Source organism: Chitinophaga varians (assembly GCF_012641275.1).
GTDB classification, from domain to species: domain Bacteria; phylum Bacteroidota; class Bacteroidia; order Chitinophagales; family Chitinophagaceae; genus Chitinophaga; species Chitinophaga varians_A.
In genome coordinates this window covers 2,301,592-2,325,873 of record NZ_JABAIA010000001.1, presented here as the reverse complement: position 1 = coordinate 2,325,873, position 24,282 = coordinate 2,301,592, and the positions used below count along the sequence as shown (strand labels likewise).

Below are 24,282 nucleotides of genomic sequence, written 5' to 3'. Positions count from 1 at the left end.
GAATACATTATGCAAAAATCTACCTACAGATTTTGTACAGGGGAAAGTATGTCATGTCGTGTGATGATCCTGTTGTTTTTTTTCGTTCCACTATCGCCTATGCTGATATTAGCACAGGCTTACAAGTCCCTTACCGACAAGGTACAATTGCAGCTGGGCAAAACCAATGCTGCCGCTGTTGTGAAAGCGTTGCAACAACAAACACCTTATACCTTTATTTATGATCCGGAGTATCTACAACAGTGCACCGTTAGTGAAGCACGGTTTCCGGGTACGCCGCTGGGAGAAGTATTGAGCTATATCGATCAACATACGCCACTGGACGTGGAACTGACCGGAAATCATGTGATAGCACTGCGCAAAGGCAGTGTGGTTACACCGGCAGTACAGACCAATGGCCGCATCCGCGGGAAAGTGGTGGATGCTAAAAATGAACCGCTGCCGGGCGTTACAGTAGCAGCGCAGGGCGGGCAAGGCACCATCACGGCTGTAGATGGCAGTTATGAGCTGGTGTTGAATCCTGGTACGTACAGCCTTAGCTTCAGCTTTGTTTCCTATGAGACCAGGAAAGTGACAGATATCGCTGTAAAAGAAAAAGACATTATTCCGCTGAACGTAGTGCTGAAAAACAGCGGTTCCCGCCTGAAAGAAGTGACCGTGACCGGTAACTACCGCAAGGCTTCTATCGAAGGTCTGTATGCGCTGCAAAAGAATAACGCCGCTATTACCGATGGTATCAGTGCAGAACAAATTGCGCGTACACCGGATAAAAATATTGGTGAGGTATTAAAGAGAGTGAGCGGTCTGGCTACTATGGACAATAAATACGTGGTGGTGCGCGGGCTGAGTGAACGTTATAACCAGGCAGTGCTGAACGGGCAGATCATGCCCAGCACAGAGCTGAACAGAAAGAATTTCAGCTTTGATATTATTCCTTCCAATATAGTGGAAAATATTACGGTGATAAAGACCATCACACCTGACCGCAGCGCGGAATTTGGGGGTGGCCTGGTAGAAGTGAATACACTGGACATTCCTGCTGAAAATTTTCTGAACCTGTCTGTTGGCGGCAGTTATAATGATAAGACAACAGGAAAGGATTTTTTGTCCCTGCCATTGAGTGGCAGCGAGTATCGTGGCAGTGCGGCGAAACACCGTTATCTGTTTGGCACACTGGACTGGAAGGACAGATTTGATGCGGTTGATTATTATAATAAAGAAGGGAAAAACGCGGCTTTGTTTAACAACAACTGGGCGGTAACAAAATTTAAAGCACCGGTATCTCCCAACTTTCAGGCATCATTTGGTCATGTGCTGCGCGGTAATGCCGGCCAGCAATGGGGACTGGTGGCCGCTGCCAGTTATCGCAATACATTATCTACACAGGATATTGTGCTGGGAAGGGAAGGTTTTGCAGAAGTGGAGGGTAATCAGGGGCAGCGTGATTTATTGTTCAAAGGGCAGCGTTATGGCTTTGTCACCAATCTGGGAGGCATGCTGGGTATCGGCTATCGGAATGAAAAAAGCCGGATAGGTTTTCAATCACTCTATCTGCGAACGCTGGACCAGCAACTGATATTCGGTACAGGCCAGAACGGAAAGTTTGGTTCTGACAATACGTTGGGATTGTTTGATCTTGCTATGCAAACGTCTTTGTGGCAAAACCAGCTGAGAGGAGAACATGCCATCGGCCGCAACGGTGTTCGTTTGAAATGGAGCGGCAGTTACCTGAAACTGGACCGGCAGAAACCAGACAATCACATGATGCTGGCTGACTACAAGCAGGCGGATGGCGCAGACAAAAATGAGTACAACATTTCTACCGTTAGCAGCAATTTTTCGGAAGGCGCTCTGAGATGGTGGAGCCGTGCCCTGGAAAACAACTATAACTGGGATGTCGCGATATCTGTTCCCTTTAAGTTCGATGCCGGCAACGTAAAGTTTGATAATACTTTTAAAGGCGGTTATGCCGGATGGAGTAAAGACAGGTTGTTCTTTGTGCTTAACACCATGTCAAAATTCGATAATAAGGACGCCAATTATTTCCCCCTGACTAAGGCATTCACACCAGAGAACAATGTGCGGGTGGACATGAGCACATTTGGCGACAACTTCAAGCGCCGGTCAGCTTCTTTGCATGCTTTGTTCGCCATGTTCGACAACAGGATCGGTGAGAAATGGAGATTAGTGTGGGGATTGAGAGCGGAGTATTATAACCTGAACAAAGTAAATGACAATATTGACTCTATTTTCCGGAAGTACAAACGTGAACCAGGTAAAGAATATGATTATTCAGATTTGCTGAGCAGAGAACCTAATTGGCGTTTTTTCCCTTCCGCCAATCTTACTTACTCGCTTACACCGTCCATGAACCTGCGGCTAGCTTATTCAGAAAGTATTATCCGTCCGGACCTGCGCGAGCTGTCTATTTTCCAGGAGTATGATTTTGAATTAGGTGGTGAGTATGGTTCTGGGTTGTTAAGGTCGACGACTATTAAACATCTCGACTTCCGGTATGAGTGGTATCCTGGCCCTGGTGAAGTGCTTTCGGCATCTTTTTTCTATAAGGACCTTGCTTACCCAATGGAGATTTACCAGAAGGATTTGCTTAACAGTTTTGAGTTGAATAACAGTAAGTCGGCGAAGAATTATGGTGTGGAACTGGAGGTGAGAAAGTCGCTTGCTTTTACCCGGGTGCCGGTGCTGCGTAATATAACGCTGTATGGCAACTTCACTTATCTGGATGCGACTGTTAAGCGGATGACGTTGAATACAGGCCTTTTTGATCCTGCCAATCCGATGAAGGTGATGATAAAGGAAACGGTAGGGGAAGAAGAAAAGCGTCCTCAAATGGGAGCCAGCAATTTTATGTTAAACGCCGGGATTTACTACGACATGAACCCGGTATCAGTAAGTCTGGCTTATAATTCTGTTACCAATCGTGTTTTCCTGCCGAACCTTACCTATGCCTATTCCCTGATGGAGCGCCCTTTGCAGTCGCTGGACGCGCAGATTGGTTTCCGTTTCCTGAAGCAGCGGGCAGAGCTGAAGCTGAACTTGGGAAACCTGCTTAATAGTTATTCGGTGATTTACCGGAATCAGTTTTCTGCGGAAGAATCCAATGCTATTAAGGGAGGAAAGGCACCAAGTAAATCTGATATGAAATATAGCGAAGGAAATGATCTGATTAATTTCAAATCCATGCCTGGCCGGACTTACAGTGCAACGTTTACGTACAAGTTTTAATATTTAAACGTAGAATCCGATGAAAAAGAAGTTTTTACCAATGACCTTTGTGTCCGTTGCAGCGCTATTGAGCTTAATGGCGGGAACATCCTGTAAGAAGGAAAGCAACGTATCCAGGCAGGACCGTGTAGTAGTAGCCGGCGGTCCATCCGGTGTTTCCGGTACCTGTGGGGACAGTACCATAAAAGGGGTGATTACTTCCAATATTGTCCTGAAAAGCTGTAAGGTTTACAATTTGGATGGACTTGTATATGTGGCCAATAATGCGGTGATGACTATCGAACCGGGAACCGTTGTCAAAGGTGTTAAGGGGATCCCGCCAGAGGCCACTAATCCTGGCACGCCGGGAGGAGGATTGATCGTTACCAAAGGTTCAAAACTGATTGCGGACGGTACGGCAGCAGATCCGATTATTTTTACTTCGGGCGATGTTGCACCTAAGTCGGGAGACTGGGCGGGAGTGGCTATAATAGGCCGGGCTACCAGCAATCACCTTTCGGCGGTGTCTTTGCCTGGTATTGGGGGTGTTCCTATGGCAGACATTAGCTATGGAGGTCCTTCCAACAATGTTCCGAATGATAATAGCGGTATTCTGCGATATGTAAGAATAGAATACGCCGGTTACGAATTATCTCCCGATAATTCTCTGAGTGGTCTGACATTAGCTGGGGTTGGCAATGGTACAACGCTGGATTTTATCGAGGTATACAAATCCAGGACGGATGCTTTTGGGATTTCCGGAGGCACCTTCAATGCATCTCATCTGTTGGCCATTGATCCACTGGACGATATGTTCGATATTTCTGATGGTTATACCGGTACAATTACTTATGCACTTGGAATATCTGACCCCAGCCGTGCCGACAAAAGCCAGTCGAATGGCTTTGAATGTGACAACAACTACAATGGAGATGCGATAACTCCTTATACCCACCCTATATTGAACTATGTTACTATTATTGGCCAGCGTGACGCCACTGCCGCCGGCATCACGAACGGGCTGCCTTCCGGAACCGGTAAATACGGACGTGCCGCCCATATAAGAAGAAATGCCGAGTTTACCATTAACAACAGCATTTTTATAGGGTATTGGTACGGAATTTCTCTGGACAGGCAGAGACCTGCTGCTGGTGATAACTCCCAAACCAAATATACGAACGGGACTTCAACACTGACGAGCAACTATGTACATGCGTACGTATACCCATATGCTACGGAAATTAATTATGCTTCCTTTGGGGCATTTACTCCGCTGGGAGTAACCAACAGAGGTTATGTTAATGCTGATCCGAACATGAATATAAAACTTGGTGCTCCATTTTCTGCAACGCGTATCATCCGTAACTATATTCCACAGGTGTTGTCACCTGCCCGTCTTGTAGGTGCTTTCCCCACGGGGCAAACCACTTGGGCGGATGGTTGGACCGTGCTTTAATTGTTTATTCATATCATGTATAAATTCTAACGCTTTCGCGCGCGTATACCCGAAAAATATATCCTGATCAGGTATTCATCATTCATTCCGTATTCATTTGTTTTAAACTTTAAAAAGTAAAAATCCCATGAACAAAAAACCCTTAGCGGTAACCCTCGTGTCTGCAGCGACTGTGCTCGGCATGCTGTTAGGTACATCCTGCAAAAAAGACAACAACGTAGTAAACAATGACCGCGCAGTAGTAGCCGGTGGTCCTTCCGGCGCTTCCGGTACTTGTGGCGACAGCACCATCACTGGTGTGATCACTGCTAATATCACCCTGAAAAGCTGCAAAATTTACAAACTGGATGGTCTGGTATATGTAGCTAACAACGCTGTAGTAACTGTTGAACCCGGAACCGTGATCAAAGGTATCAAAGGTATTCCTCCGAGCGGCACTAATCCTGGTACTCCGGGTGGTGGCCTGATCGTTACCCGCGGTGCGAAACTGATTGCTGACGGTACAGCTTCTGATCCGATCATCTTTACTTCCAATGAAGCCGCTCCTCAGTCAGGTGATTGGGGTGGCGTGGTAGTGCTGGGGAATGCACCAACCAACCACACTGCTGCAGTAACTGTAGAAGGTATCACTGGCACTCCTCCTGCTGATGCTACTTACGGTGGCCCGGCCAACAACATTCCTACAGACAACTCCGGTATTCTGCGTTATGTAAGAATTGAGTACGCTGGTTATGAGCTGGCTCCGGACAATGAGCTGAACGGTCTTACACTGGCTGGTGTTGGTAGCGGCACTATCCTCGATTACGTTGAAGTGTACAAATCCAAAGATGACGCTTTCGAATTCTTTGGTGGTACTGTAAACGCTTCTCACCTGCTGGCTATCGATGCGCTGGATGATATGTTTGATACTGACAACGGTTATTCCGGTACTATCACTTACGCACTGGGCGTATCTGATCCTAACCGCGCTGACAAGAGCCAGTCTAACGGCTTCGAAAGTGACAACAACGCTAACGGTGATCCGTTTACTCCTTACACCCATCCTACTTACAACTACATCACTATCATCGGCCAGCCTACTGCAGCTGCTGCATCCATTACTAACGGTCTGCCTTCCGGTACCGGTAAATATGGCCGCGCTGCTCATTTGAGAAGAAATGCTGAGTTTGCGATCAATAACTCTATCTTCCTGGGCTTCAACTACGGTATCTCCCTGGATACGCAGAAACCTGCTTCCGGTGCTAATACCAAAACCAAGTATGATGCGGGTACTTCTACGCTGACTAACAACTACGTACATGCGTATCTGTTACCTTACTCTACTGAGATCAACTTTACCTCCTTTACTGCATTTACTCCTGTGGGTACTACCAATAAAGGTTACACTACTACTGACCCGAACTTCAACATCAAGTTGAACGCTCCGTTCGGCAGCACACGTGCAATCAACAACTACATTCCTGGTACCCTGTCTCCTGCTAAAGCTGCTGGTGCTTTCCCTACCGGAAACACTACCTGGGCTAACGGCTGGACTATTCTGTAATCATTTTTATCCATCATCACGTATAGAGGGTTTTCCTCTATACGTGATGATCATCTTTTTTCTGTTAATTATTTGAATATGTATCTGTTTTTTAAGCGTTTGCCGCTTCTTTTAACTGTTGTGACATTCCTGGCTTCCTGTCGTAAGGGAGAACTGCCGGAGGAACATTATTTTGGCAAAGTCAATGTTAAGTTGCTGAATCTTCCCAATACTCCTAAAATCATGATGTATTTTGATGGAAAGCAATTGGATACCATTGATGTACGGGGAGAAGGCAGTCTGTTTGTACTTCCCGCCGGTAAGCAGGGCAAATTGAGCGCCTATGATGCCGGTAAACAGCAGTTGCTTGCAGATACACTTATTACAGTTGCGGCCAATGGCCTGCAGCGGTTTAAATTTGCCTATAGTGCGGAATTGGGACTGAAAGGTTTTGTGGGTGCAGGTGGCGGTGGTTCAGTACCCGTTGATTCATTTGATATCCAGATATTCAATAATTTAAGCGCCTCCTTCTATTCCCTCGAAAAATATGACCTGGCATTTATTTATGCTGATCCGGATTCCGGAGAACTGCTCGATTATCCACTTGTTGTAAAAGGATGGACGAGAAAGTCATTGACAGCTGTTCTCAGGATGAGGGCGGTGAATACTAACGGAAACACCTATACGTTTGCCGCCAAGTTACTGGACCCTGCTACAGGGCAGGTGGTTTTACAGCCTGACGGTTCTGAGTTCTTTATTCTCACAGGTGCGGAACTGGCTGGTAAATCCAACATTACTACCATATTTGATGATAGTAACGGATCTATCCTGACTAACGAAATTAACCTCTGATTTTTATGCATCCCGCGAGCAAATATGTAACCCGTCTTATCCCCTACTGCTGGTATGGTTTGAGTAGCTTATCTGTTATCACTGCGGGTTGCAAAAAAAATGACGTGATAAATCCTGCGGCTGCGCAGGAAATTAAAATGGAAATCATCCCTGTGACCGACACCATACGGCAGGTTATTACTTCCAATATGTTACTGACGGCCAACCATCCCTGGTATATTGATGGTTGGGTGTACGTGGCGAACGAAGCGACCCTGCGGATGGAAGCCGGTACAGTGGTCAACATACTGCCCACCGCGGTAAACAAACAAGACGGCCGTCATAGCGGCGGATTAGTCATTACCCGGGGGGCGCATATCCTGGCTGAAGGTACAACAACACTGCCTATCCGGATAACAGTGGAAAGGGCTCCGGACCAGGGACCCTGCGGCCTGCTGATATTAGGCCGTGCCCCTGTCAGAAAAGGATATACTCCTTTCCGGGACCTGACCTTTGGCGGCAATCTGCCGGAAGACAGTTCCGGTGTGATCAGGCATTTGCACCTGCATTATACTCCTGCTGTGGGCAAAGGTTTCCGGGGCGGACTGCTACTGCTGGGAGCGGGCAGCAGAACAATTACAGAAGCGATCGTGACGCACGCTTTACCCGTTGCCGGGTCAGGCCTGAAAAGCGGGAAGCTGCGTTGAGACGTGTTTAAAATAATATGGAAAACCCTGTTTTACTGATTATTCTCCATTAAGTTTCATTTTTGTTAACCCCTCTCTTTCTCTTATCTCGGGATGATCACCATACTGTTAGCAGCCGCTTGTCGACCGGCATCATAGAAATGACGATGGCTGTTGTTACTTTCGGCAGCTGCTCTTACATTACCTGCAATTACTGACAGTGCTTTAGCTACCAGCGGATCATTGGCATCTCCCAATGGAAGTAATGGTTGTTGGCTCATTTCGTCTACCGCATATTGAGGTGCGATGCCATGCGTATAATTGCCATTACCATCGGCATTAGACAGCCGGTAGGTCAGTGGCTGGACCACCCAGGGAATACGGCGGGGGCTGCGCATGTCTTTTATCAGTACAGCACCTTTGTCTTTACCCACGGTGGTTTCTCCTATCTGTATCACTTTCGTATAGGGCTTCAGGTTATTTACCAGCAGTTCAGCAGCAGACACCGTCTGGCTGCCGGTCAACAGAAAAATGCGCGGAAGGTGCAGCCGCGCGGAGGTCAGTGTCGAGAAGCTGATGGGATCAGCATTTTCCGGAACGGACAGCGCGGTGGCAAAGCTGAGTGTCCGTGAACCGAGGCGGTTGTTGCCGCTGTATTGCACAAAGACGCTTTGGTCTGTTACGTCCGGCGCTATCAGTGCTGTAAGCATGGCCGCGGCGGCGAGGCTACCACCGGTATTGTAGCGGATGTCGATGATCAGTTCCGTTATTCCCTGACTTTTGAAGTTCCTGAATACATCCAGCAGGCTGGTGTTGTATGCGTCTATAAAAGCGTTGTAAAACAAATAACCTGTTTTGCGGGTGGCACCGTTTATTAACGTGGACGTATATACGGGATTGGGAGTTACCGGTCTGCCTTGCAGTAATACAGCTGTATTTTCGGTAATCGTAGTACCGCTGACGGTAGCGGGCGTGATAGTGCCGGTGGTAGCTGTCCGTAGCTGTTCGCTAAGCGTTGCGGCATTAGCGGCAGTGAGGCTGGTTCCATTGATGCGGGTAAAATAACTGCCTCTTTTCAGTCCTGCTGCTGCGGCGTAAGACCCGGGCACTACCAGTTTGATAACGCCGATAACACCTTCCGGCCGTTGTGGCCAGTTGATAATACTATAGTCGATACCGTATTTGCTACGGATATCAGTGGCATAGGTGGCCGGATCTTCAGGATTGTACAGCAGGGAGAACCTGTCTTCAGTATACTTGATGCCGGTAAAAAAAGCTACTGTTTCCAGGGAGGTGTTGGGATTGGCTGGCAGCTGATCATTCCACAAATAGAAGTAACGCATACTGTCCAGTACCCAGTTGTTGATTTCCTGTTGCGTGACGGGTCCTGTTGGCACAGGCGGCATGTCGTCCTTTTTACTGCAGGCGGTCATCAGCACGATACTGCCAAGGAAAAACGAACAGGAAAAGAGTCGCATGGCGGTGTTGTTTTCAGGGTGAGCAGTGTCAGCTATGATTGCTGCCGAAATGACTGGTCAGTTCTTTCCGGATATATTGAAGGGCTGCAGTCAGATGGTTTTTTACCGTGGCAGGGGAAATGGATAATTGCTGGCCTATCTCCCGGTGGCTATAGCCCAGGCTTCTGCTGAGCATATATACGTTCCGCCGTTGTTCCGGCATATTTTCCACCAGCTGGTGTACATGTGTGGTGAGTTCTTTTTGGAGCAACAGTTTTTCTCCGCTGTGGGCGGTTTCAATGGCCTGGTTGTCCGCTACTTTCGCCATCGCTTTTTTTTCGCGGTAAAGTTTGCGGGTTTCGTCGATGACCAGGTTTTTAACATACACGAACAATAAAGGAAATACGTCCTGCCCTTCCTTTAGCTGGTGCATGTTTTCCCAGAGGCGAACAAAGCATAACTGGGTGATTTCCTGCGCTCTGTTGGCATCGCCTGTCAACTTGAACGCAAACCGGTATACTTTTAAATTGTTCTCCTCAAATATCTTCTCAAATTGTTCTTTAGGCGGGCTATCAGACATAGTTCGAGGTTGTTGCATTATCCGGATATAAATATAAGCCGGCTATGTTACAGGAATGTTAAGGCCCGGATATTTCTTTTCGGCAGTGACGCAAAGTAACACACATAACAAAGCCCGGAAATATTCCGGGCTTTGTTATGAATTATTTGACAGTAAAGTGCCGTTATTGAAGCAGTGAACCGTTGAGCCGCTGCAGTTCTGTTTCAGCAAGTTTGGTATTGTAACGGGCCTGTATCAGCCGGTAGTTGGAGTCTTCAAGGCTTTGCTGCGCCTGTTTTACTTCAATGGTGGTAGACACGCCCTGCTTAAAACGTTCCAGCGCCACCATCATATTTTCTTCTGCCAGCTGGTTGTTTTCTTCTTCCAGCTCTAGTGCTTTCTTGTAATATTCGTAATCCTTGAAGGCATTGTTCAGGGAAAGGTCTACCTGTGACTTGACATTATCGAGCGTTAGGCTCTGGTAATCAAAATCGATCCGGGCGTTTTTCACCTGTCGTTTTACATTGAAACCATTGAAGATGGGAATGGCAGCGGTAAGGCCATAGTTGAACACGCCGTTGCGGTTGAACCGGGGGCTGAACGCATTGGAGGCGGCATTGGAGGTATTGCGGTTATAGTTATAACCGGAATTAAAAGTAACTACCGGGAAATAATCCGCACGGCGTTCTTTGATGGTCAGCGCGGAGATATTGATATTCTGCTGCTGTACTTTGATGGCGGTATTGTTATTAGCGACATTCTGTTGCAGGGTCACGAAAGACATGCCGGTATTGAGGGGGATGGAATCCGGCACATCGTAGCCTGTAGCGCCGGCAGGTACGGCCATCAGCTGGTTCAACAGCGCTTTGCTTTGTTCGATGAGCGTTATTTGTCGCAGCAGCAACGCTTTTTGTGCATTGTAGTCTACTTTGGACTGCAGCAGGTCTGTTTTAGGACCAAGGCCGGTGGAGAACTTGGCGTCAGACAGCTTTACCCTTTCTTCTGAAATAGACAGCTGTTCACGAACGGCGATCAGTTGTTGTTTTTGCTGTACTATATTATAGTAGCCATTAATCACGGTGGCGATGGAATTCTGTATCTGGTCTTTGATGGCCAGCTCGCCAAGGTCTTTGATGGCTGCCAGTTTATCACGGGTAGCGAACATTTTGAGGCCATCGAAGAGCGTCCAGCTGAGCGTGGCGTTAGCGCTGATATTGTTGCCTTTGATGCCGCTGGTGTCTCTCTTGGTGCCGTTTACGAATTCCTGCTTGGTGGCGGTATTGTTCCAGGTAGTGCCTGCCGTGGCGTTGAGGCGGGGCACGAAAGCGAAATTCGCATAGGCGTAATCGTTAGCCGACAGTTCGGCGGTGTTTCTGGCCAGCCGGATATTGAAATTGTTTTTAAGCGCCAGGTCTATGGCCTGCTCCAGGGTCAGTATCTTCTGTTGTGCGGAGGCACGCAGCGTGCTTCCCGCAAGGAAGATAAAGAGGAGGCCGATACCGGAGATATATTTCTTCATAATAAATTTAATAACGGTTTATGCATGAGCGGCGGCCGCTTCTTCTTCTTTGCCTTCCAGTCTTTCTTCTTCATCGCTGTCTTCTGACTTGTTACCGTGACGGGAGAAGAAGGTATACATGGCCGGGATCACATACAGGGTGAGGACAAGGGAGAAGATAATGCCGCCTACGATCACGATACCCAGCGGAATACGGCTGGTGGCGGCGGCGCCGAGCGACATCGCAATCGGCAATGCGCCAAGGGCCATCGCCAGGCTGGTCATCAGGATGGGACGCAAACGCATGGCGGAAGCGTGTATAACGGCATCGGACTTGGAGAGGCCGGCATCACGCTGGTGGTTCGCAAATTCCACGATAAGAATACCGTTTTTGGTTACCAGGCCAATGAGCATGATCACACCAATCTGTGAGAAGATATTCCATGTCTGGTCAAATACCCACAGTGACAGCAACGCGCCGGCAAAGGCGAGCGGCACGGTGAGCATGATGATCAGCGGATCTATCCAGCTTTCGAACTGCGCGGCGAGCACCAGGTAGATCAGTACCAGCGCCAGGCCTAATGCAAACATGGTGTTGGAGCCGCTTTCCGCGTAGTCGCGGGAGGAACCTGACAAGGCGGTGGTATAGGAATCGTCGATTATTTTCTCGTTTTCCAGTTTATTATAAATGCGGTACATCTCTTTCAGGCCGTCGCCGATGGTTTTACCAGGTGCAAGGCCCGCAGAGATAGTGGCAGATTTATAGCGGTTGAAGTGATAGATGATCGGCGGACTGGTTTCTTCTTCGATGGTCACCACGTTGTCGAGCTGGATGGCTTCTCCGCGTGAGTTGCGCACGTAGAGGTTTTCGAGGTCCATCGGGTCATCGCGGTCGGCGCGGAACACCTGTCCCATTACCTGGTACTGTTTACCGTTGCGAATGAAGTAGCCGTAGCGCAGGTTGCTCAGCGCCAGCTGCAGCGTCTGTGAGATATCCTGGACGGAAACGCCCAGCTGCGTGGCTTTGTCGCGGTTGATATGAATGCGCAGTTCCGGTTTGTTGAATTTGAGGTCCACGTCGGTGCCCTGGAATACGGGGCTGCTGCCTACTTCGTCCATGAAGCGGGGCAGTACGCGGGTGAGGGAGTCGAAGTTGATATGTTCCAGCACAAATGAAACGGGGAGACCGCTGCGGCGCCCTACCTGTATGGTTTGTGTTTCGATAGCAAATACTTTCCCCTGTGGATATCGGACCATGTTACGGTTCACCATATTCACAATTTCCTTTTGTGAACGCTGGCGCTCATTGGGCTCTGTCAGCATTACGTTGGCAAAGGCGGAGTTCACCGCGCCGGCGCCGCTGAATCCGGGAGAGGTAACGCTGAGGATAATTTTCTTTTCGGGTATGGAGTCTGCAAGGAACTGCGTGAGCTTGTCCACGTAGTTGTCCATATAGTCGAAGGAAGTGCCTTCCGGGGTGGTGATGGAAAGGCGGAACTGGCCGCGGTCTTCCAGTGGCGCCAGTTCTGCGGGCAATGTCCGGAAGAGGAAATAGATCATCACCAGACAGCCGGCGATCACGAGCCCTGCTATCCAACGGAAACGCATAAACGATTCCAGTGAATTTTTGTAGCCGTCTTCCATCCAGCGGAAGAATGGTTCTGATTTGGTATAAAACCAGGAATGGGTATGTGTTTTACGTCCCAGTTTCACGTTGAGCACCGGTGTGAGCGTCAGTGACACGAAGGCGGAGATCAATACTGCGCCGGCCACCACGATGCCGAATTCGCGGAACAGTTGGCCTACGAAGCCCTGCAGGAAGATAATGGGCAGGAATACGAAAGCCAGCGTGATGGAGGTGGCGATAACGGCGAAGAAGATTTCTTCCGACCCTTCGCGGGCGGCGCGCATGCGGGGCATGCCGGCTTCTATTTTTTTGTAGATGTTTTCCGTTACCACGATACCATCGTCCACCACAAGGCCGGTAGCCAGTACAATGGCCAGCAGGGTGAGGATATTGATGGTGAAGCCGCAGATGTACATAATAAAGAAGGCTCCGATCAGGGACACGGGGATATCTACCAGCGGGCGGAGGGCCATCAGCCAGTCACGGAAGAAGAGGTATACGATAAGGATCACGAGGGTGAGGGCGATGATCAGTGTTTCTTCCACTTCCTCGATTGACTTTTTGATGAACTTGGTATTGTCCATCGCGATGTTTACGGTGAAATCTTCCGGGATATCTTTTTTCAGCTGTTCATATCTTTTATAGAACTCATCGGCGATGGCCACATAGTTGGAGCCGGGCTGCGGGATGAGGGCGAGGGCGATCATGGGGCTACCGGATTCCTTAAGGATGGTTTCCTCGTTTTCCGGTCCCAGTACGGCCTGGCCGATATCGCGGATGCGTATTTCGCTGCCGTTTATATTTTTGATGATGAGGTTGTTGAAGTCGTCTTCCGTGAAGAGGCGGCCGAAGGTACGTACGGTGAAGTCGGTGGCGTTACCGGCAATTTTACCCGAAGGCAGTTCCACGTTTTCCCGTTGCAGGGCGGCTTGTATGTCTGACGGGGTGAGGCTGTAGGACGAGAGTTTGGCGGGGTCCATCCAGATACGCATGGCATATCTTTTTTCGCCCCATATCTGAATGGCGCTCACACCGGGGATGGTTTGCAGTTTTTCGAGCAATACGTTAGTGCCGTATTCGGTCACTTCCAGCTGGTTGCGGGTATTGCTTTGTACCGTCATAGAGATGATGGCGTCTGAATTGGCGTCCTGTTTGGACACTACCGGGGGCGCGTCAATATCAGGCGGGAGGCTGCGGAGGGCTTGAGACACTTTATCACGCACGTCGTTGGTGGCGCCTTCGAGGTCCTGGCCCAGTTCAAATTCCACGGTGATATTGCTGCTGCCCTGGCTGCTGCTGGAGGATATGTTTTTGATACCGGCTACCCCGTTGATGGATTTCTCCAGTGGTTCGGTGATCTGAGTTTCGATGATATCGGAGTTGGCGCCGGCGTATGACGTACGTACGTTAACGATAGGCGGGTCGATGGCGGGGAAATCCCGCACGCCGAGGAAGGTAAAGCCCACGAGGCCGAATATCACGATGATGATATTCATCACAATTGCCAGCACGGGGCGTTTGAGTGATAATGAAGGTAAACTCATTTTCCAATTACAAATTACGAATTACGAATTACGAATTGGGAATTCCGTACTGCGCAGGTCATAAGGAACTTTGTCCTGATGGCCTCCCAATTCGTAATTCGTAATTCGTAATTTGTAATTCCCATTATTGAATTTTATTGAACTTCAGCGGCATGCCTGGCTTCAGTTGCAGGATACCTGTGGTGATCACGGTATCTCCGGCTTTCAGTCCGCTGGTGATCTGCACGTTGCTTTCTGTACGGATACCTGTTTCCACGACTACAAATTTGGCTTTGCCGCTGTCGGCCACAATTACCTTTTTGTCACGGGTACCGGGGATGACGGCCTGGGAAGGTATCATCAGGGCTTCCGGCAGGTTCCGCAGGGTGATTTTCACTTTTGCGAAAGAGCCAGGGAAGAGGGTGCCATGGTTATTGGGAACGATGGCCCGGAGTTTAACCGTACGGGTAGTGAGGTCAATTTTCGGATCGATAGCATAGATGCTGCCTTTGTATTCGTTGTTGTCGCCGGCTACGAGGAAGTTCACCTGGTCTCCGTTTTTGATGACGTTGCGGTATTTCTCGGCCACTGCGAAGTCCATTTTAAGCGGGTCTATCTGTTGCAGGGTGGTGATCACGGAGGTGGAGGACACGATAGCGCCTTCGCTGACGTTGCGGAGGCCCAGCTTACCGCTGAACGGTGCGCGGAGTTCGGTTTTCTGCAGCTGGGTCTGGGTATAGTCCATGTCTGCACCATAGGCGCTGACCTGGTTGCGGGTCACGTCTACGTCCTGACGGCTGATGCCGTTTATTTTGAGCAGGTTTTCCTGGCGTTCGAGTGTTGTTTTGGCCAGCTGCTGTTGTAATTTCAGTTTTTGCAGTTGAGCGCGGAGGTCTTCATCGTAGAGTTTTACGAGGAGGTCTCCTTTTTTTACGTTGGTACCTTCTTTAAAGTAAAGGTGTGTGATACGGCCGTTGATTTCCGGTTTCACTTCCACTTCCTCGTTGCTCTGGAGCGTTCCGCTTGCTTCAATAGCCTGATCGAGGGTCGAAGTTTTCACAATCCAGGCATCTGTAAGGAGCTGTCTGGTGTTGGCGCCTTTAGCGGCGGCTCCATTGGAGGCGGCGGCCGCTTCTTTTTTGCCGGCTATTTTTTTGTAGACCAGGAAGAGCACGATACCGACAGCTACCAATATAATAATGGAGCGGACTGTTTTTTTGGTGTTGGGCATGTTAATGAGCCTTTTTGCGATTCGCTTTTAAGTGATAAATGACCGGAAGGAGCCTGTTGGGCTGTCTTATAGCGTTAAAATGCGGCTGTTTAAGTATTGTCTGAACAGCTGAATGATCCAATAATCCAATAACCCAATAATTGCGGCTTCTCATAAGCCGGACAAATTTAATAAATGGGGATTGTGAATGCACCCGGGGACTGTTAATTAGCGTTAAGGCGTTAGATAAGTGGTGAAAAAGCAGGTTAAATGGAGATTAAAATGGGTAGACTGCGAGGGTATTTCTTTATTTGACTATTTTATGATAGGGTCATATATATTTTTTCGGAGAGATGAGGATATACCCGAATGGGTATATAAATGGGTAGAAAAGGGGAATAAATGGCTGAAAGAGGGGGTGTATGAGAGAAAATCTTTTATTAACAAAGTGCAAAATATGTTTACTGTATTGGGTTTGGTGGGATTGCTCGTATGGGCAGGGGGTTAAAATTCGGGCTATCTGTTGGCAATTCAATAAAAATTATATTTTTGCAGTCAAGTTTTAAACCAAAAACACTTAAAATTATGTCAGACATTGCATCAAGAGTTAAAAAGATCATCATTGACAAATTGGGCGTTGACGAAGCCGAGGTAACTCCTGAAGCCTCCTTCACCAACGACTTAGGCGCTGACTCTTTGGATACGGTAGAACTGATTATGGAATTCGAAAAAGAATTCAACATCTCCATTCCTGACGAACAAGCTGAAACTATTACTACTGTTGGCCAGGCAGTTGCTTACCTGGAAGAACATGTAAAATAATCCTACTAATCAGAATTGTTTTAATGCAACCAAGACGAGTTGTCGTTACAGGTTTAGGCGCTCTTACACCGCTCGGCAATTCCGTAGCTGATTTCTGGCACGGATTGACGAACGGTGTATCCGGCGCGGATTACATCCGTCAATTTGACGCTTCCAAGTTCAAAACCCGTTTTGCTTGTGAACTGAAGAATTTCGACCCTACCAATTACCTGGATAAAAAGGAGGCCCGTAAGATGGACCCCTTTACACAGACAGCGGTGATATCCGCAGATCAGGCTATACAGGACGCCAATATCAACAAAGACAAGATCAATCTGGATCGTGCCGGTGTGATATGGGGTACTGGTGTTGGTGGGATGATCAACTTCAGCCATGAGCTTAAAGAATTTCATACCGGAGACGGGACTCCCCGTTTCAGCCCGTTCCTGATCACCAGGCTTATCCTTGACATTGCTGCTGGTTCTATTTCTATCCGCCACGGCTTCAGGGGGCCTAATTTCTCTGTTGTATCCGCTTGTGCATCTGCCACCAATGCTATTATTGAGGCGATGTACAGTATCCGTTACGGTAAAACGGACCTCGTTGTTACCGGCGGTTCAGAGAATGTGATCAACGAGCCTTGCGTTGGTGGTTTTAACGCCATGAAGGCTTTATCTGAAAGAAACGATGATCCTAAAACGGCTTCCCGGCCTTTCGACCTCGACCGTGATGGTTTTGTGATGGGCGAAGGTGCTGGTGCGCTGGTACTGGAATCATTGGACCATGCGTTGGAAAGAGGTGCAAAAATTTATGCAGAGCTGGCCGGCGGAGGCGCCACTGCGGATGCACATCATATTACGGCCCCTCATCCGGAAGGACTGGGCGCTATGAACGTGATGCGGCAGGCATTGGCTGATTCCGGTTTACAGGCGAGTGATATTGATTATATCAATGTACACGGTACTTCCACTCCACTTGGTGACATTGCAGAAGTAAAGGCTATCCAGAAGGTATTCGGTGAACATGCTTATGACCTCAACATCAGCTCCACCAAATCCATGACTGGTCACCTGCTTGGTGCTGCCGGCGCTATTGAATCCATCGCCAGCATCATGTCTATCATCGATGGCATCGTACCACCCACGATTAACCATTTTACCGACGACCCTCAGCTAGACCCGAAATTAAATTTTACCTTTAACACCGCACAACATAGAGAAGTAAGAGCTGCATTATCCAATACCTTTGGTTTTGGAGGACATAATGCCTCTGTGATTTTCAAAAAATTTGTTCCTTGATCTTGATTGTGTGAAATTACTGCCAGGATTTTTATATCGACTCGTATCCAAGAAGCGGCACTTGTACAAAGAGCTCACCAGCCTGTTGGGTTTCCCGCCAGGTAACTTTGCCCTGTATGAGATAGCCCTTAGCCACCGCTCGAGCAAGGAGAAGTTCCTCGAAAGCAACGAACGGCTGGAATACCTTGGCGATGCCATCCTGGGAGCTATCGTGGGCGACTATCTCTTTAAAAAATATCCTTACAAAACAGAAGGTTATCTCACTGAGATGCGCTCTAAAATCGTTAACCGCCAGCAACTGAACGATATCGCTATCAAAATGGGGCTGCGCAAACTCACGATCTACGATAAATACAACAGCTTCCTGAAGATCAGCCAGATCTTCGGGAATACCCTCGAAGCACTGGTAGGCGCGGTATACCTGGACCGTGGCTATAATAAAACCCAACAGTTTGTACACAAGCGCATCCTGATGCCATATATTGATATGGACCTGCTGGAAAGCGTGGAAATGAACCACAAAAACAAATTGTACGGCTGGGCTAATAAAAACGGCAAAGTCCTCGAGTTTGAACTGCTCGATGAACAAATGGACAATGGCCGGCGCATTTTTACCGTAGGCGCTGTAGTAGACGGTGAGTTGATTTGCACCGGTAAAGCCTTCAATAAAAAAGACGCCAGCCAGATTGCTGCCCAGCAGGCTATTCAGCAACTGGGACTCTCAGATTGATCCTCTTTCACTTATTTTACCGGATGCCGCAATATGGTCTTTAACTTCTCCGGTGCTGTTTTCCTGTAATCAGACAGGTATATTTCATGATGTCTGCCATTCATCTGTAATCCATGCTGGTGCATGAATCCCTCCATCTTCTGCAATGACGCCGGTTCTTCACTGAACGGACCGATATGCATCAGCTGCACACATTTCCCTTCTTCTTTCGTTTTAAGGTCTACATTTCTGAACAACTGGGACTGCTTCTTTTTTTCGGCAGACAATACGGACGCGGATAATTGCTGCCGGGTAACGTAGTCGGGCATACGAATGGCCAGCTCGTAGTACCATTCGCTGCGGGGTACCTGTAACGGCTCTACGGAGGTGTCTTCCACCCACCAGAAGCCTTCCAGCTTGCTCACCGTGAAATCCTTGTCGGCTTTTTTGCACAGGAATTTGATGCCATAGGCCACGGCATAGAGTGCACCGAGATTTTCAGCGTAAACGTCTCCGTTGGGATCGCCCTTGCCATTGATGGTCAGGAACAGTCCTTTTTCAATAACAGCCAGCTGCGGAGCGGTAGTGGCCGTGTAGTAGCTCTTAAAAGCTTTAGTAAGATCCAGTTTGTCCATTTGCGTTAGATTGAGTGTAGCATCAATTTTAAATCCTATAAGTAATAACAGTGCCCACCAAAGGGCATCCCTGTATTTCATGATATCAAGGTTTTATAATACCGATCTGAACATTGGTGATGTTTTGGTCCGGTTGATTGAAATCGTATTGGAAATACTGCTCCCGGTTGTAGCCGCTCATCGGGATGCCCAGTACCTGCAGGACACTTATCAGTTGACCGTAAGTATCTCCCAGTTTGTCCCAGCCGCCTTCATGGGTGGTGCTGATGCAGTCGAACGCCGGCAGGGTTTCACATTGATAAGGCGCCGGTACCGGGGCGGTGGCAGTCACCGGAAGACCGATATCCAGGCGGAAGACTGTTTGAGGGTTGCCATCAAACTGATGATAATGCCATTGTACCGGACCGGAGACTTCCAGGTCGGCGGCGATGGCTTGTTGGTACATCTCCCTTGTGGCAGTCCGCACCAGTGGCAGCATACCTTCCATATTTACTTCGTAGCTGCGGTAGAAGAAAGGCTGCGGGGCCACATGGCTGAATTTGGGCGCTGAGTTGGCGGCATCGAAGAAGCCGAACCAGAAAGCCAGTTCCTGTTTGTCCAGTACGCCGAGCGCGGCATAGATTTCTTTGGTAAAAGGCACCATAGCGGTACCGGCGGCGGTGATCAGGTTGCCGCTTGTGACAGCCGGTTTGTTGATATAGTGAGCTACGCCTTTATAGGCGGGGGCCATCATTTGCAGCACTTGGGCGTCGTTGCCGGTATGGGCCACATGGTCCAGCAGGCCCTGGTTGGCAAGGAAGGCTGTGGCGTCGCAGATGGCGGCCAGCAGGCGGCCGCTTTCCAGTTGTTTAAGGAGCAGGGGCAGCAAGGCACGGTGTTCGTTGCCGCTGGCGATGGTAGTGCCCCCGGGGATGATTAACAGATCGATGTCTGCTGCCATGGCCTGTTCCAGGCTTTGTTGCGGCTGTACGCGTACATTGCCGCCGGAAGTGACAGGCTGGCCGTCCAGCGAAAACGGCACCACCCGTATGTCAGTAAAATTGTTCAGCCCAAAAATGGCCAATGCGGGTTCCCAGTCAGAATAGCCGTTGTAGACATACACGTAGCAGTTGCGTTGCGTTTTCATATTGTATCTTTTAATTACAATACAAAGCAACGATGGGGGTGTGACAACCCTATGTCAGGAGAAATTTATTTATTTAGTCATTTGACCATTTACTTATTTTATTAAATGATCAAATGATTAAATGATCAAATGATTAAATGATCACATGAGATAGTGGTCTTTAAGTTCGGTGATCATCTCACGCATGGTGTCTTTGAGGGCTTCAGGCTCCAGGATGTTAACACCATTGGTGTACATGATCAGGTATCGGGCCAGGTAATGCAGGCCGGACGTAAGGAAGGTCAGTTCTATTTTGTCTCCGTTTATGGCTTCGTCCATCAGGCCGAAGTAATAAAGCTGGTTACGCATGTAGCGCCGCAGCTCTTTGTCCACGGCTATTTTTACCAGCAGCGTTTTCTCCGGGGCGGCGCTGCGGCGTTGTTCCAGGTATTCCTGCAGGGATATACGTTTGTCTTTTTTATAATAGGAAGAAGTGAGACTGAGCTTACGGATACGGTCTACCCGGAAATCGCGGTAACCCTGCCGGAGCCGGCACCAGGCAATCAGGTGCCAGTTGCTGCCGTCATGAAAGATCCCGATGGGCTCTGCCTCCCGCCGGGTGGCTACTTCTTCCTGGAAGGAAAAGTACTCCATATTGACCACCTGCTGGTGCCCCAATGCATGTTGCAGGTCAGAGAGGAACCGGTTGGGGAAATTATCCTCTTCCACAGGGCCGTAGTTCCGCTGTACCACGATGTTCTCATCGAGTGATTCCAGGAAGTCTTTTTCTGAGCCGCGCAGCACCGACCGGATTTTTTCCATGGCAAAGCCAAATTGTTTCCGGCTGGAGTGGTCGCCAAACTGCTCCATGAGCTTCTCCCCTGTCAGCAGGGCGCCAGCCTCTTCTTTGGAGAACATCACCGGGGGCAGGTGGTAACCGTCCACAATATAGTAGCCGGTGCCTGCTTCAGCCCCAATAGGCACGCCGGCCTCCTGTAAAGCCTTTACATCACGGTATACAGTACGCAGACTGATATTGAACCGCTCGGATATTTCGGCGGCTTTTACTATTTTTTTGCCTTGTAGTTGAATCAGAATGGCAGTTAGCCTGTCGATACGGTTCATGAAATTGCCAGGTTGAGACCTCTAATTTCGGGTGCCTGAAATTATTTTTCATTTTTTTTTGTCCTCCCATTAAACTTTGGGAAGATTAAACTGTCTTTAATATGTAACAAATCTCTGGAAAATAATTAAGTGGTTGATTTCGAGAGTTATAGGAATTTTTCAGAGATACACAAACACGATGCTACAGTACAGAATATAGGTTAAATGGTAAGCCCCTGCAATTTCTTGCGGGGGCCTGTTTTTTTCCCAGGGCTGAAGCCCTGGGTTACAATAAGTTCTCCTTTAATTTTAGGTTCCCCGCTTACTGGAAATGTCATTTCTGTTGTCTTTAGCGAGTATCGAGTATTAACGTGTGACTTTTAGGCCTGAAGCCCTTGTTGTCATCAGGATTGTTAATAGCTCATATCGGTGAGCTTCACCTTGCCCCGGAAAGTCCAGAAAACGAAAGTACTGTAGGCGATCACCAGCGGTGTGCCAACGGCAGCAATCAGTAACATGATCTTCAGTGACTTGTTGGAGGAGGCGGCCTGATAAATACTGATACTATAGGCTGGATCAGTAGTAGACAATACAATATTAGGGTACAGCCCTACCGCAAATAAAATCAGCAGGCAGGAAGTGATGATACAGGAATAGAAAAAGGCGGTAAAGTATTTCCTGGCGTCGATGTTCCGTTTGATGTTCAACAGGATAAATACCGCCACCATAGGAAGGATAAACAGTTCCGGATGATTTTTAAACTGGTGCGTCATATGCGGAATGTATATCAGTGTAGCCATCGACGTTAGAATAAAACACAGAATGAAAAATTTACTGCAATTATTCACCATGATCGTCAGCTTGGCATAGAGGCGGTTTTCAGTCTTCATCACCAGATAAATAGCCCCATGCAGCATAAACAGTGACAAAGTGGTGAAGGCTATCAGGATGGCATAGGGATTAAAAAAGGTCCACAGGTTACCGGTAAATTCATGTTCTTTATTAATTGGTAATCCGTGGATAAGATTGCCCAACACCAGTCCCAGCAGCAACGTAATGGCCGTGCTGGAAACGGTATAGGAGATGTCCCACATCTTCCGCCACCAGGGCCACGGCTCCTTGCTGCGGAATTCAATGGAGATCGCCCTGAAAATAAGCGCCACCAAAAACAACATAAAGGGAATGTAGAAGGTGGAAAATATAACGCCGTATACCAGCGGGAACCCGGCAAACAGCGCGCCACCGGCTATTACCAGCCACACTTCATTACCGTCCCATACAGGTCCGATCGCATTGAGCACCAGGCGCCGGCTTTCTTCTTTATTAAAAAACAGATGTAATGAGCCTGCTCCGAGGTCAAATCCATCGAGCACGCCGTAACCGGTGATCAGTCCGCCGATCACTAAAAACCACCAGGTGGGAAGGTCCAGTCCGAGTATTGTTTCCATGCAACTGTATTTTAAGAAGGAAGATTTGCCAAATTATTAGGATAGTACTGGTCATGGTCATCGCTCTTGCTGCCCGCTACGTCCGGCCCATGCTGTATTTTACGGTTCAGCAGATAAAGGAACAGCACAAACAGCAACATATATACCAGCGTAAACAATATCAGAGAAAACATCACCTGGTCGGCCGTTACTTTTCTGGACAGTGCGTCGGAGGTGCGTAACAGTTTGTATACCACCCAGGGTTGACGGCCTACTTCTGCCGCATACCAGCCTACCTGGTTGGCGATCTGTGGCAGTAACACGGCCCAGGCGAATATGATCATCAGCCAGCGCTGCTGAAACAGTTTCTTTCTCCACAGTAATATCAGCGCCAGCAGGGAGAGGCCAATCAGCGCCACGCCGATAGAGATCATCATATGATAGGTCTGGAAAACGAAGTTGACCGCGCGCGGCCTGTCCTGTGGAGGAGTGGCATGCAGGCCTTCCACGGGCGCGCTGAAGCTGCCATGTGTCAGGAAAGACAAGCCCCCTGGGATTTTAATGCCGGTGGTTTTTTCTTCTTTATTATTGACCCAGCCGATGATATACATGTCAGCCACAGCAAGACTATCATAATGCCCTTCCATGGCGGCCAGTTTGGCCGGTTGGTATTTGCTGACGTAGTGGGCGGAACGGTGGCCGGTGAAAAGCTGTGCCAGTGCGGCAATTACGGCTACAGACAGCCCTACTTTAAACATGGCCTGCGCATGTTCCACGAAACGTTTTTTCAGGATATACCATGCGCCTACGCTCATGACGAGGAAAGCGCCTGCAAGAAAAGAACCGATGATCACATGTGCATAACGGTCCATACTGGAAGGATTGTAGACCATCTCCCAGAAATCAGTCACCACGGCCCTGGCGCCCAGGTCGTGCCCTTCAATGCGGTAACCGGCCGGCGTTTGCTGCCAGGAATTGGCAATCACTATCCACAAGGCAGACAGGGCTGAGCCTACGGCTACCATGATCGTGGAAAAATAATGCACGGCTTTGTGTACCCGGTCCCACCCAAACAGTAATACGCCGAGAAAAGCAGATTCCATGGCAAAGGCGAAGATGCCTTCTGCTGCCAGCGCACTGCCAAAGATATCGCCTACATAATGGGAATAGGTGGCCCAGTTGGTGCCGAACTCAAACTCCATGACGATACCGGTGGCTACGCCGATACCAAATATCAATGCGAAGATCTTGATCCAAAACTTCGTGATTTCTTTGTACAGCAGCTTGCCTGTTTTCAGGTACAACCCTTCCATAATCACCAAACATAACCCCAGCCCGATACTCAGCGGAGGATAGATGTAGTGGAAGGCAATGGTAAAGGCAAACTGTATCCTGGATAGTATTTCAACAGAAGGCATAATTCTCGGATTATGGTCACAAAGTTAGTAGCTGCTCCAATCTGTCAACCTGATGTTTATCATGTATGTATAAATATATAATATTTTGGGGAGGTAAACCAGTACTATCGGGGGAATGCTAACGCAAAAAAATAAAGCGTGAAGGTAACTGCTGTTGACCTTCACGCTTTGTATGTTGAATGATATTTGGC

Annotated in this window: 18 protein-coding genes; 8 read left to right on the top strand and 10 right to left on the bottom strand. The window is 48.5% G+C overall.

The genetic code is table 11. The annotated features are described in order from the left end of the window. Positions 1-99: 99 nt before the first annotated feature. From HGH92_RS09435 to HGH92_RS09415, 5 genes are all read left to right on the top strand, one after another. Complete coding sequence (locus tag HGH92_RS09435; RefSeq protein WP_247654856.1) at positions 100-3,246, top strand: TonB-dependent receptor; 3,147 nt, start codon at positions 100-102, stop codon at positions 3,244-3,246. Positions 3,247-3,265: 19 nt separating this feature from the next. Beyond that, positions 3,266-4,681 carry a hypothetical protein gene (locus HGH92_RS09430; RefSeq protein WP_168870475.1) on the top strand — a complete coding sequence of 472 codons (1,416 nt, stop codon included), beginning with the start codon at positions 3,266-3,268 and terminating at the stop codon, positions 4,679-4,681. 127 nt (positions 4,682-4,808) lie between these two features. Then, a complete protein-coding gene (locus HGH92_RS09425) occupies positions 4,809-6,224 on the top strand; it encodes a T9SS C-terminal target domain-containing protein (RefSeq protein WP_168870474.1) in 1,416 nt (471 codons plus the stop codon). A gap of 78 nt (positions 6,225-6,302) precedes the next feature. Further along, the gene (locus tag HGH92_RS09420) at positions 6,303-7,055 is read left to right on the top strand and encodes a hypothetical protein (protein WP_168870473.1); all 753 of its coding nucleotides are present in this window, start codon (positions 6,303-6,305) and stop codon (positions 7,053-7,055) included. A gap of 104 nt (positions 7,056-7,159) precedes the next feature. Then, entirely contained in the window at positions 7,160-7,741 is a 582-nt protein-coding gene (locus tag HGH92_RS09415; protein WP_168870472.1) for a hypothetical protein, read from the top strand. Between the two features lie 83 nt (positions 7,742-7,824). On the opposite strand, the gene HGH92_RS09410 is transcribed toward HGH92_RS09415, so the two are convergent. The 5 genes from HGH92_RS09410 to HGH92_RS09390 form a co-directional block, all read right to left on the bottom strand. Then, on the bottom strand, positions 7,825-9,198 hold the full coding sequence (locus HGH92_RS09410) for a S41 family peptidase (RefSeq protein ID WP_168870471.1): 1,374 nt from the start codon (positions 9,196-9,198) through the stop codon (positions 7,825-7,827). Positions 9,199-9,226: 28 nt separating this feature from the next. Beyond that, positions 9,227-9,757 (bottom strand): RNA polymerase sigma-70 factor, encoded by a 531-nt coding sequence (locus HGH92_RS09405; RefSeq protein ID WP_168870470.1) that lies wholly within the window; start codon positions 9,755-9,757, stop codon positions 9,227-9,229. A 163-nt stretch (positions 9,758-9,920) separates the two neighbouring features. Further along, a complete protein-coding gene (locus HGH92_RS09400) occupies positions 9,921-11,255 on the bottom strand; it encodes a TolC family protein (protein WP_168870469.1) in 1,335 nt (444 codons plus the stop codon). An 18-nt stretch (positions 11,256-11,273) separates the two neighbouring features. Next, a complete protein-coding gene (locus HGH92_RS09395) occupies positions 11,274-14,405 on the bottom strand; it encodes an efflux RND transporter permease subunit (protein WP_168870468.1) in 3,132 nt (1,043 codons plus the stop codon). Positions 14,406-14,529: 124 nt separating this feature from the next. Continuing rightward, the gene (locus HGH92_RS09390; RefSeq protein WP_168870467.1) at positions 14,530-15,615 is read right to left on the bottom strand and encodes an efflux RND transporter periplasmic adaptor subunit; all 1,086 of its coding nucleotides are present in this window, start codon (positions 15,613-15,615) and stop codon (positions 14,530-14,532) included. 564 nt (positions 15,616-16,179) lie between these two features. On the opposite strand from HGH92_RS09390, the gene HGH92_RS09385 reads away from it, so the two are divergent. From HGH92_RS09385 to rnc, 3 genes are all read left to right on the top strand, one after another. Then, positions 16,180-16,416 carry an acyl carrier protein gene (locus HGH92_RS09385; RefSeq protein ID WP_012788038.1) on the top strand — a complete coding sequence of 79 codons (237 nt, stop codon included), beginning with the start codon at positions 16,180-16,182 and terminating at the stop codon, positions 16,414-16,416. Positions 16,417-16,439: 23 nt separating this feature from the next. Continuing rightward, positions 16,440-17,693, top strand: coding sequence for a beta-ketoacyl-ACP synthase II (gene fabF, locus HGH92_RS09380; protein ID WP_168870466.1), 1,254 nt, complete (start codon positions 16,440-16,442; stop codon positions 17,691-17,693). A gap of 61 nt (positions 17,694-17,754) precedes the next feature. Further along, positions 17,755-18,423, top strand: coding sequence for a ribonuclease III (rnc, locus tag HGH92_RS09375; RefSeq protein ID WP_247654855.1), 669 nt, complete (start codon positions 17,755-17,757; stop codon positions 18,421-18,423). A gap of 11 nt (positions 18,424-18,434) precedes the next feature. Here the strand turns inward: rnc and HGH92_RS09370 are convergent, their stop codons facing one another. The 5 genes from HGH92_RS09370 to HGH92_RS09350 form a co-directional block, all read right to left on the bottom strand. Then, entirely contained in the window at positions 18,435-19,118 is a 684-nt protein-coding gene (locus tag HGH92_RS09370) for a GyrI-like domain-containing protein (RefSeq protein ID WP_247654854.1), read from the bottom strand. A gap of 4 nt (positions 19,119-19,122) precedes the next feature. Further along, positions 19,123-20,163, bottom strand: a complete 1,041-nt coding sequence (locus HGH92_RS09365) for a DJ-1/PfpI family protein (protein ID WP_168870464.1) — start codon at positions 20,161-20,163, stop codon at positions 19,123-19,125. Between the two features lie 141 nt (positions 20,164-20,304). Then, complete coding sequence (locus HGH92_RS09360; protein WP_168870463.1) at positions 20,305-21,267, bottom strand: helix-turn-helix transcriptional regulator; 963 nt, start codon at positions 21,265-21,267, stop codon at positions 20,305-20,307. Between the two features lie 392 nt (positions 21,268-21,659). Further along, entirely contained in the window at positions 21,660-22,694 is a 1,035-nt protein-coding gene (gene cydB, locus HGH92_RS09355) for a cytochrome d ubiquinol oxidase subunit II (protein ID WP_168870462.1), read from the bottom strand. A gap of 11 nt (positions 22,695-22,705) precedes the next feature. Then, a complete protein-coding gene (locus HGH92_RS09350; protein WP_168870461.1) occupies positions 22,706-24,091 on the bottom strand; it encodes a cytochrome ubiquinol oxidase subunit I in 1,386 nt (461 codons plus the stop codon). Positions 24,092-24,282 lie beyond the last annotated feature (191 nt).

What these genes read in the sequence shown, in the direction of transcription:
- HGH92_RS09435 (WP_247654856.1), top strand. Translation starts at nt 100, where the DNA reads ATGCTGATATTAGCACAGGCTTACAAGTCCCTTACCGACAAGGTACAA.
- HGH92_RS09430 (WP_168870475.1), top strand. Translation starts at nt 3,266, where the DNA reads ATGAAAAAGAAGTTTTTACCAATGACCTTTGTGTCCGTTGCAGCGCTA.
- HGH92_RS09425 (WP_168870474.1), top strand. Translation starts at nt 4,809, where the DNA reads ATGAACAAAAAACCCTTAGCGGTAACCCTCGTGTCTGCAGCGACTGTG.
- HGH92_RS09420 (WP_168870473.1), top strand. Translation starts at nt 6,303, where the DNA reads ATGTATCTGTTTTTTAAGCGTTTGCCGCTTCTTTTAACTGTTGTGACA.
- HGH92_RS09410 (WP_168870471.1), bottom strand. Translation starts at nt 9,198, where the DNA reads ATGCGACTCTTTTCCTGTTCGTTTTTCCTTGGCAGTATCGTGCTGATG.
- HGH92_RS09405 (WP_168870470.1), bottom strand. Translation starts at nt 9,757, where the DNA reads ATGTCTGATAGCCCGCCTAAAGAACAATTTGAGAAGATATTTGAGGAG.
- HGH92_RS09400 (WP_168870469.1), bottom strand. Translation starts at nt 11,255, where the DNA reads ATGAAGAAATATATCTCCGGTATCGGCCTCCTCTTTATCTTCCTTGCG.
- HGH92_RS09395 (WP_168870468.1), bottom strand. Translation starts at nt 14,405, where the DNA reads ATGAGTTTACCTTCATTATCACTCAAACGCCCCGTGCTGGCAATTGTG.
- HGH92_RS09390 (WP_168870467.1), bottom strand. Translation starts at nt 15,615, where the DNA reads ATGCCCAACACCAAAAAAACAGTCCGCTCCATTATTATATTGGTAGCT.
- HGH92_RS09385 (WP_012788038.1), top strand. Translation starts at nt 16,180, where the DNA reads ATGTCAGACATTGCATCAAGAGTTAAAAAGATCATCATTGACAAATTG.
- fabF (WP_168870466.1), top strand. Translation starts at nt 16,440, where the DNA reads ATGCAACCAAGACGAGTTGTCGTTACAGGTTTAGGCGCTCTTACACCG.
- HGH92_RS09370 (WP_247654854.1), bottom strand. Translation starts at nt 19,118, where the DNA reads ATGAAATACAGGGATGCCCTTTGGTGGGCACTGTTATTACTTATAGGA.
- HGH92_RS09365 (WP_168870464.1), bottom strand. Translation starts at nt 20,163, where the DNA reads ATGAAAACGCAACGCAACTGCTACGTGTATGTCTACAACGGCTATTCT.
- HGH92_RS09360 (WP_168870463.1), bottom strand. Translation starts at nt 21,267, where the DNA reads ATGAACCGTATCGACAGGCTAACTGCCATTCTGATTCAACTACAAGGC.
- cydB (WP_168870462.1), bottom strand. Translation starts at nt 22,694, where the DNA reads ATGGAAACAATACTCGGACTGGACCTTCCCACCTGGTGGTTTTTAGTG.
- HGH92_RS09350 (WP_168870461.1), bottom strand. Translation starts at nt 24,091, where the DNA reads ATGCCTTCTGTTGAAATACTATCCAGGATACAGTTTGCCTTTACCATT.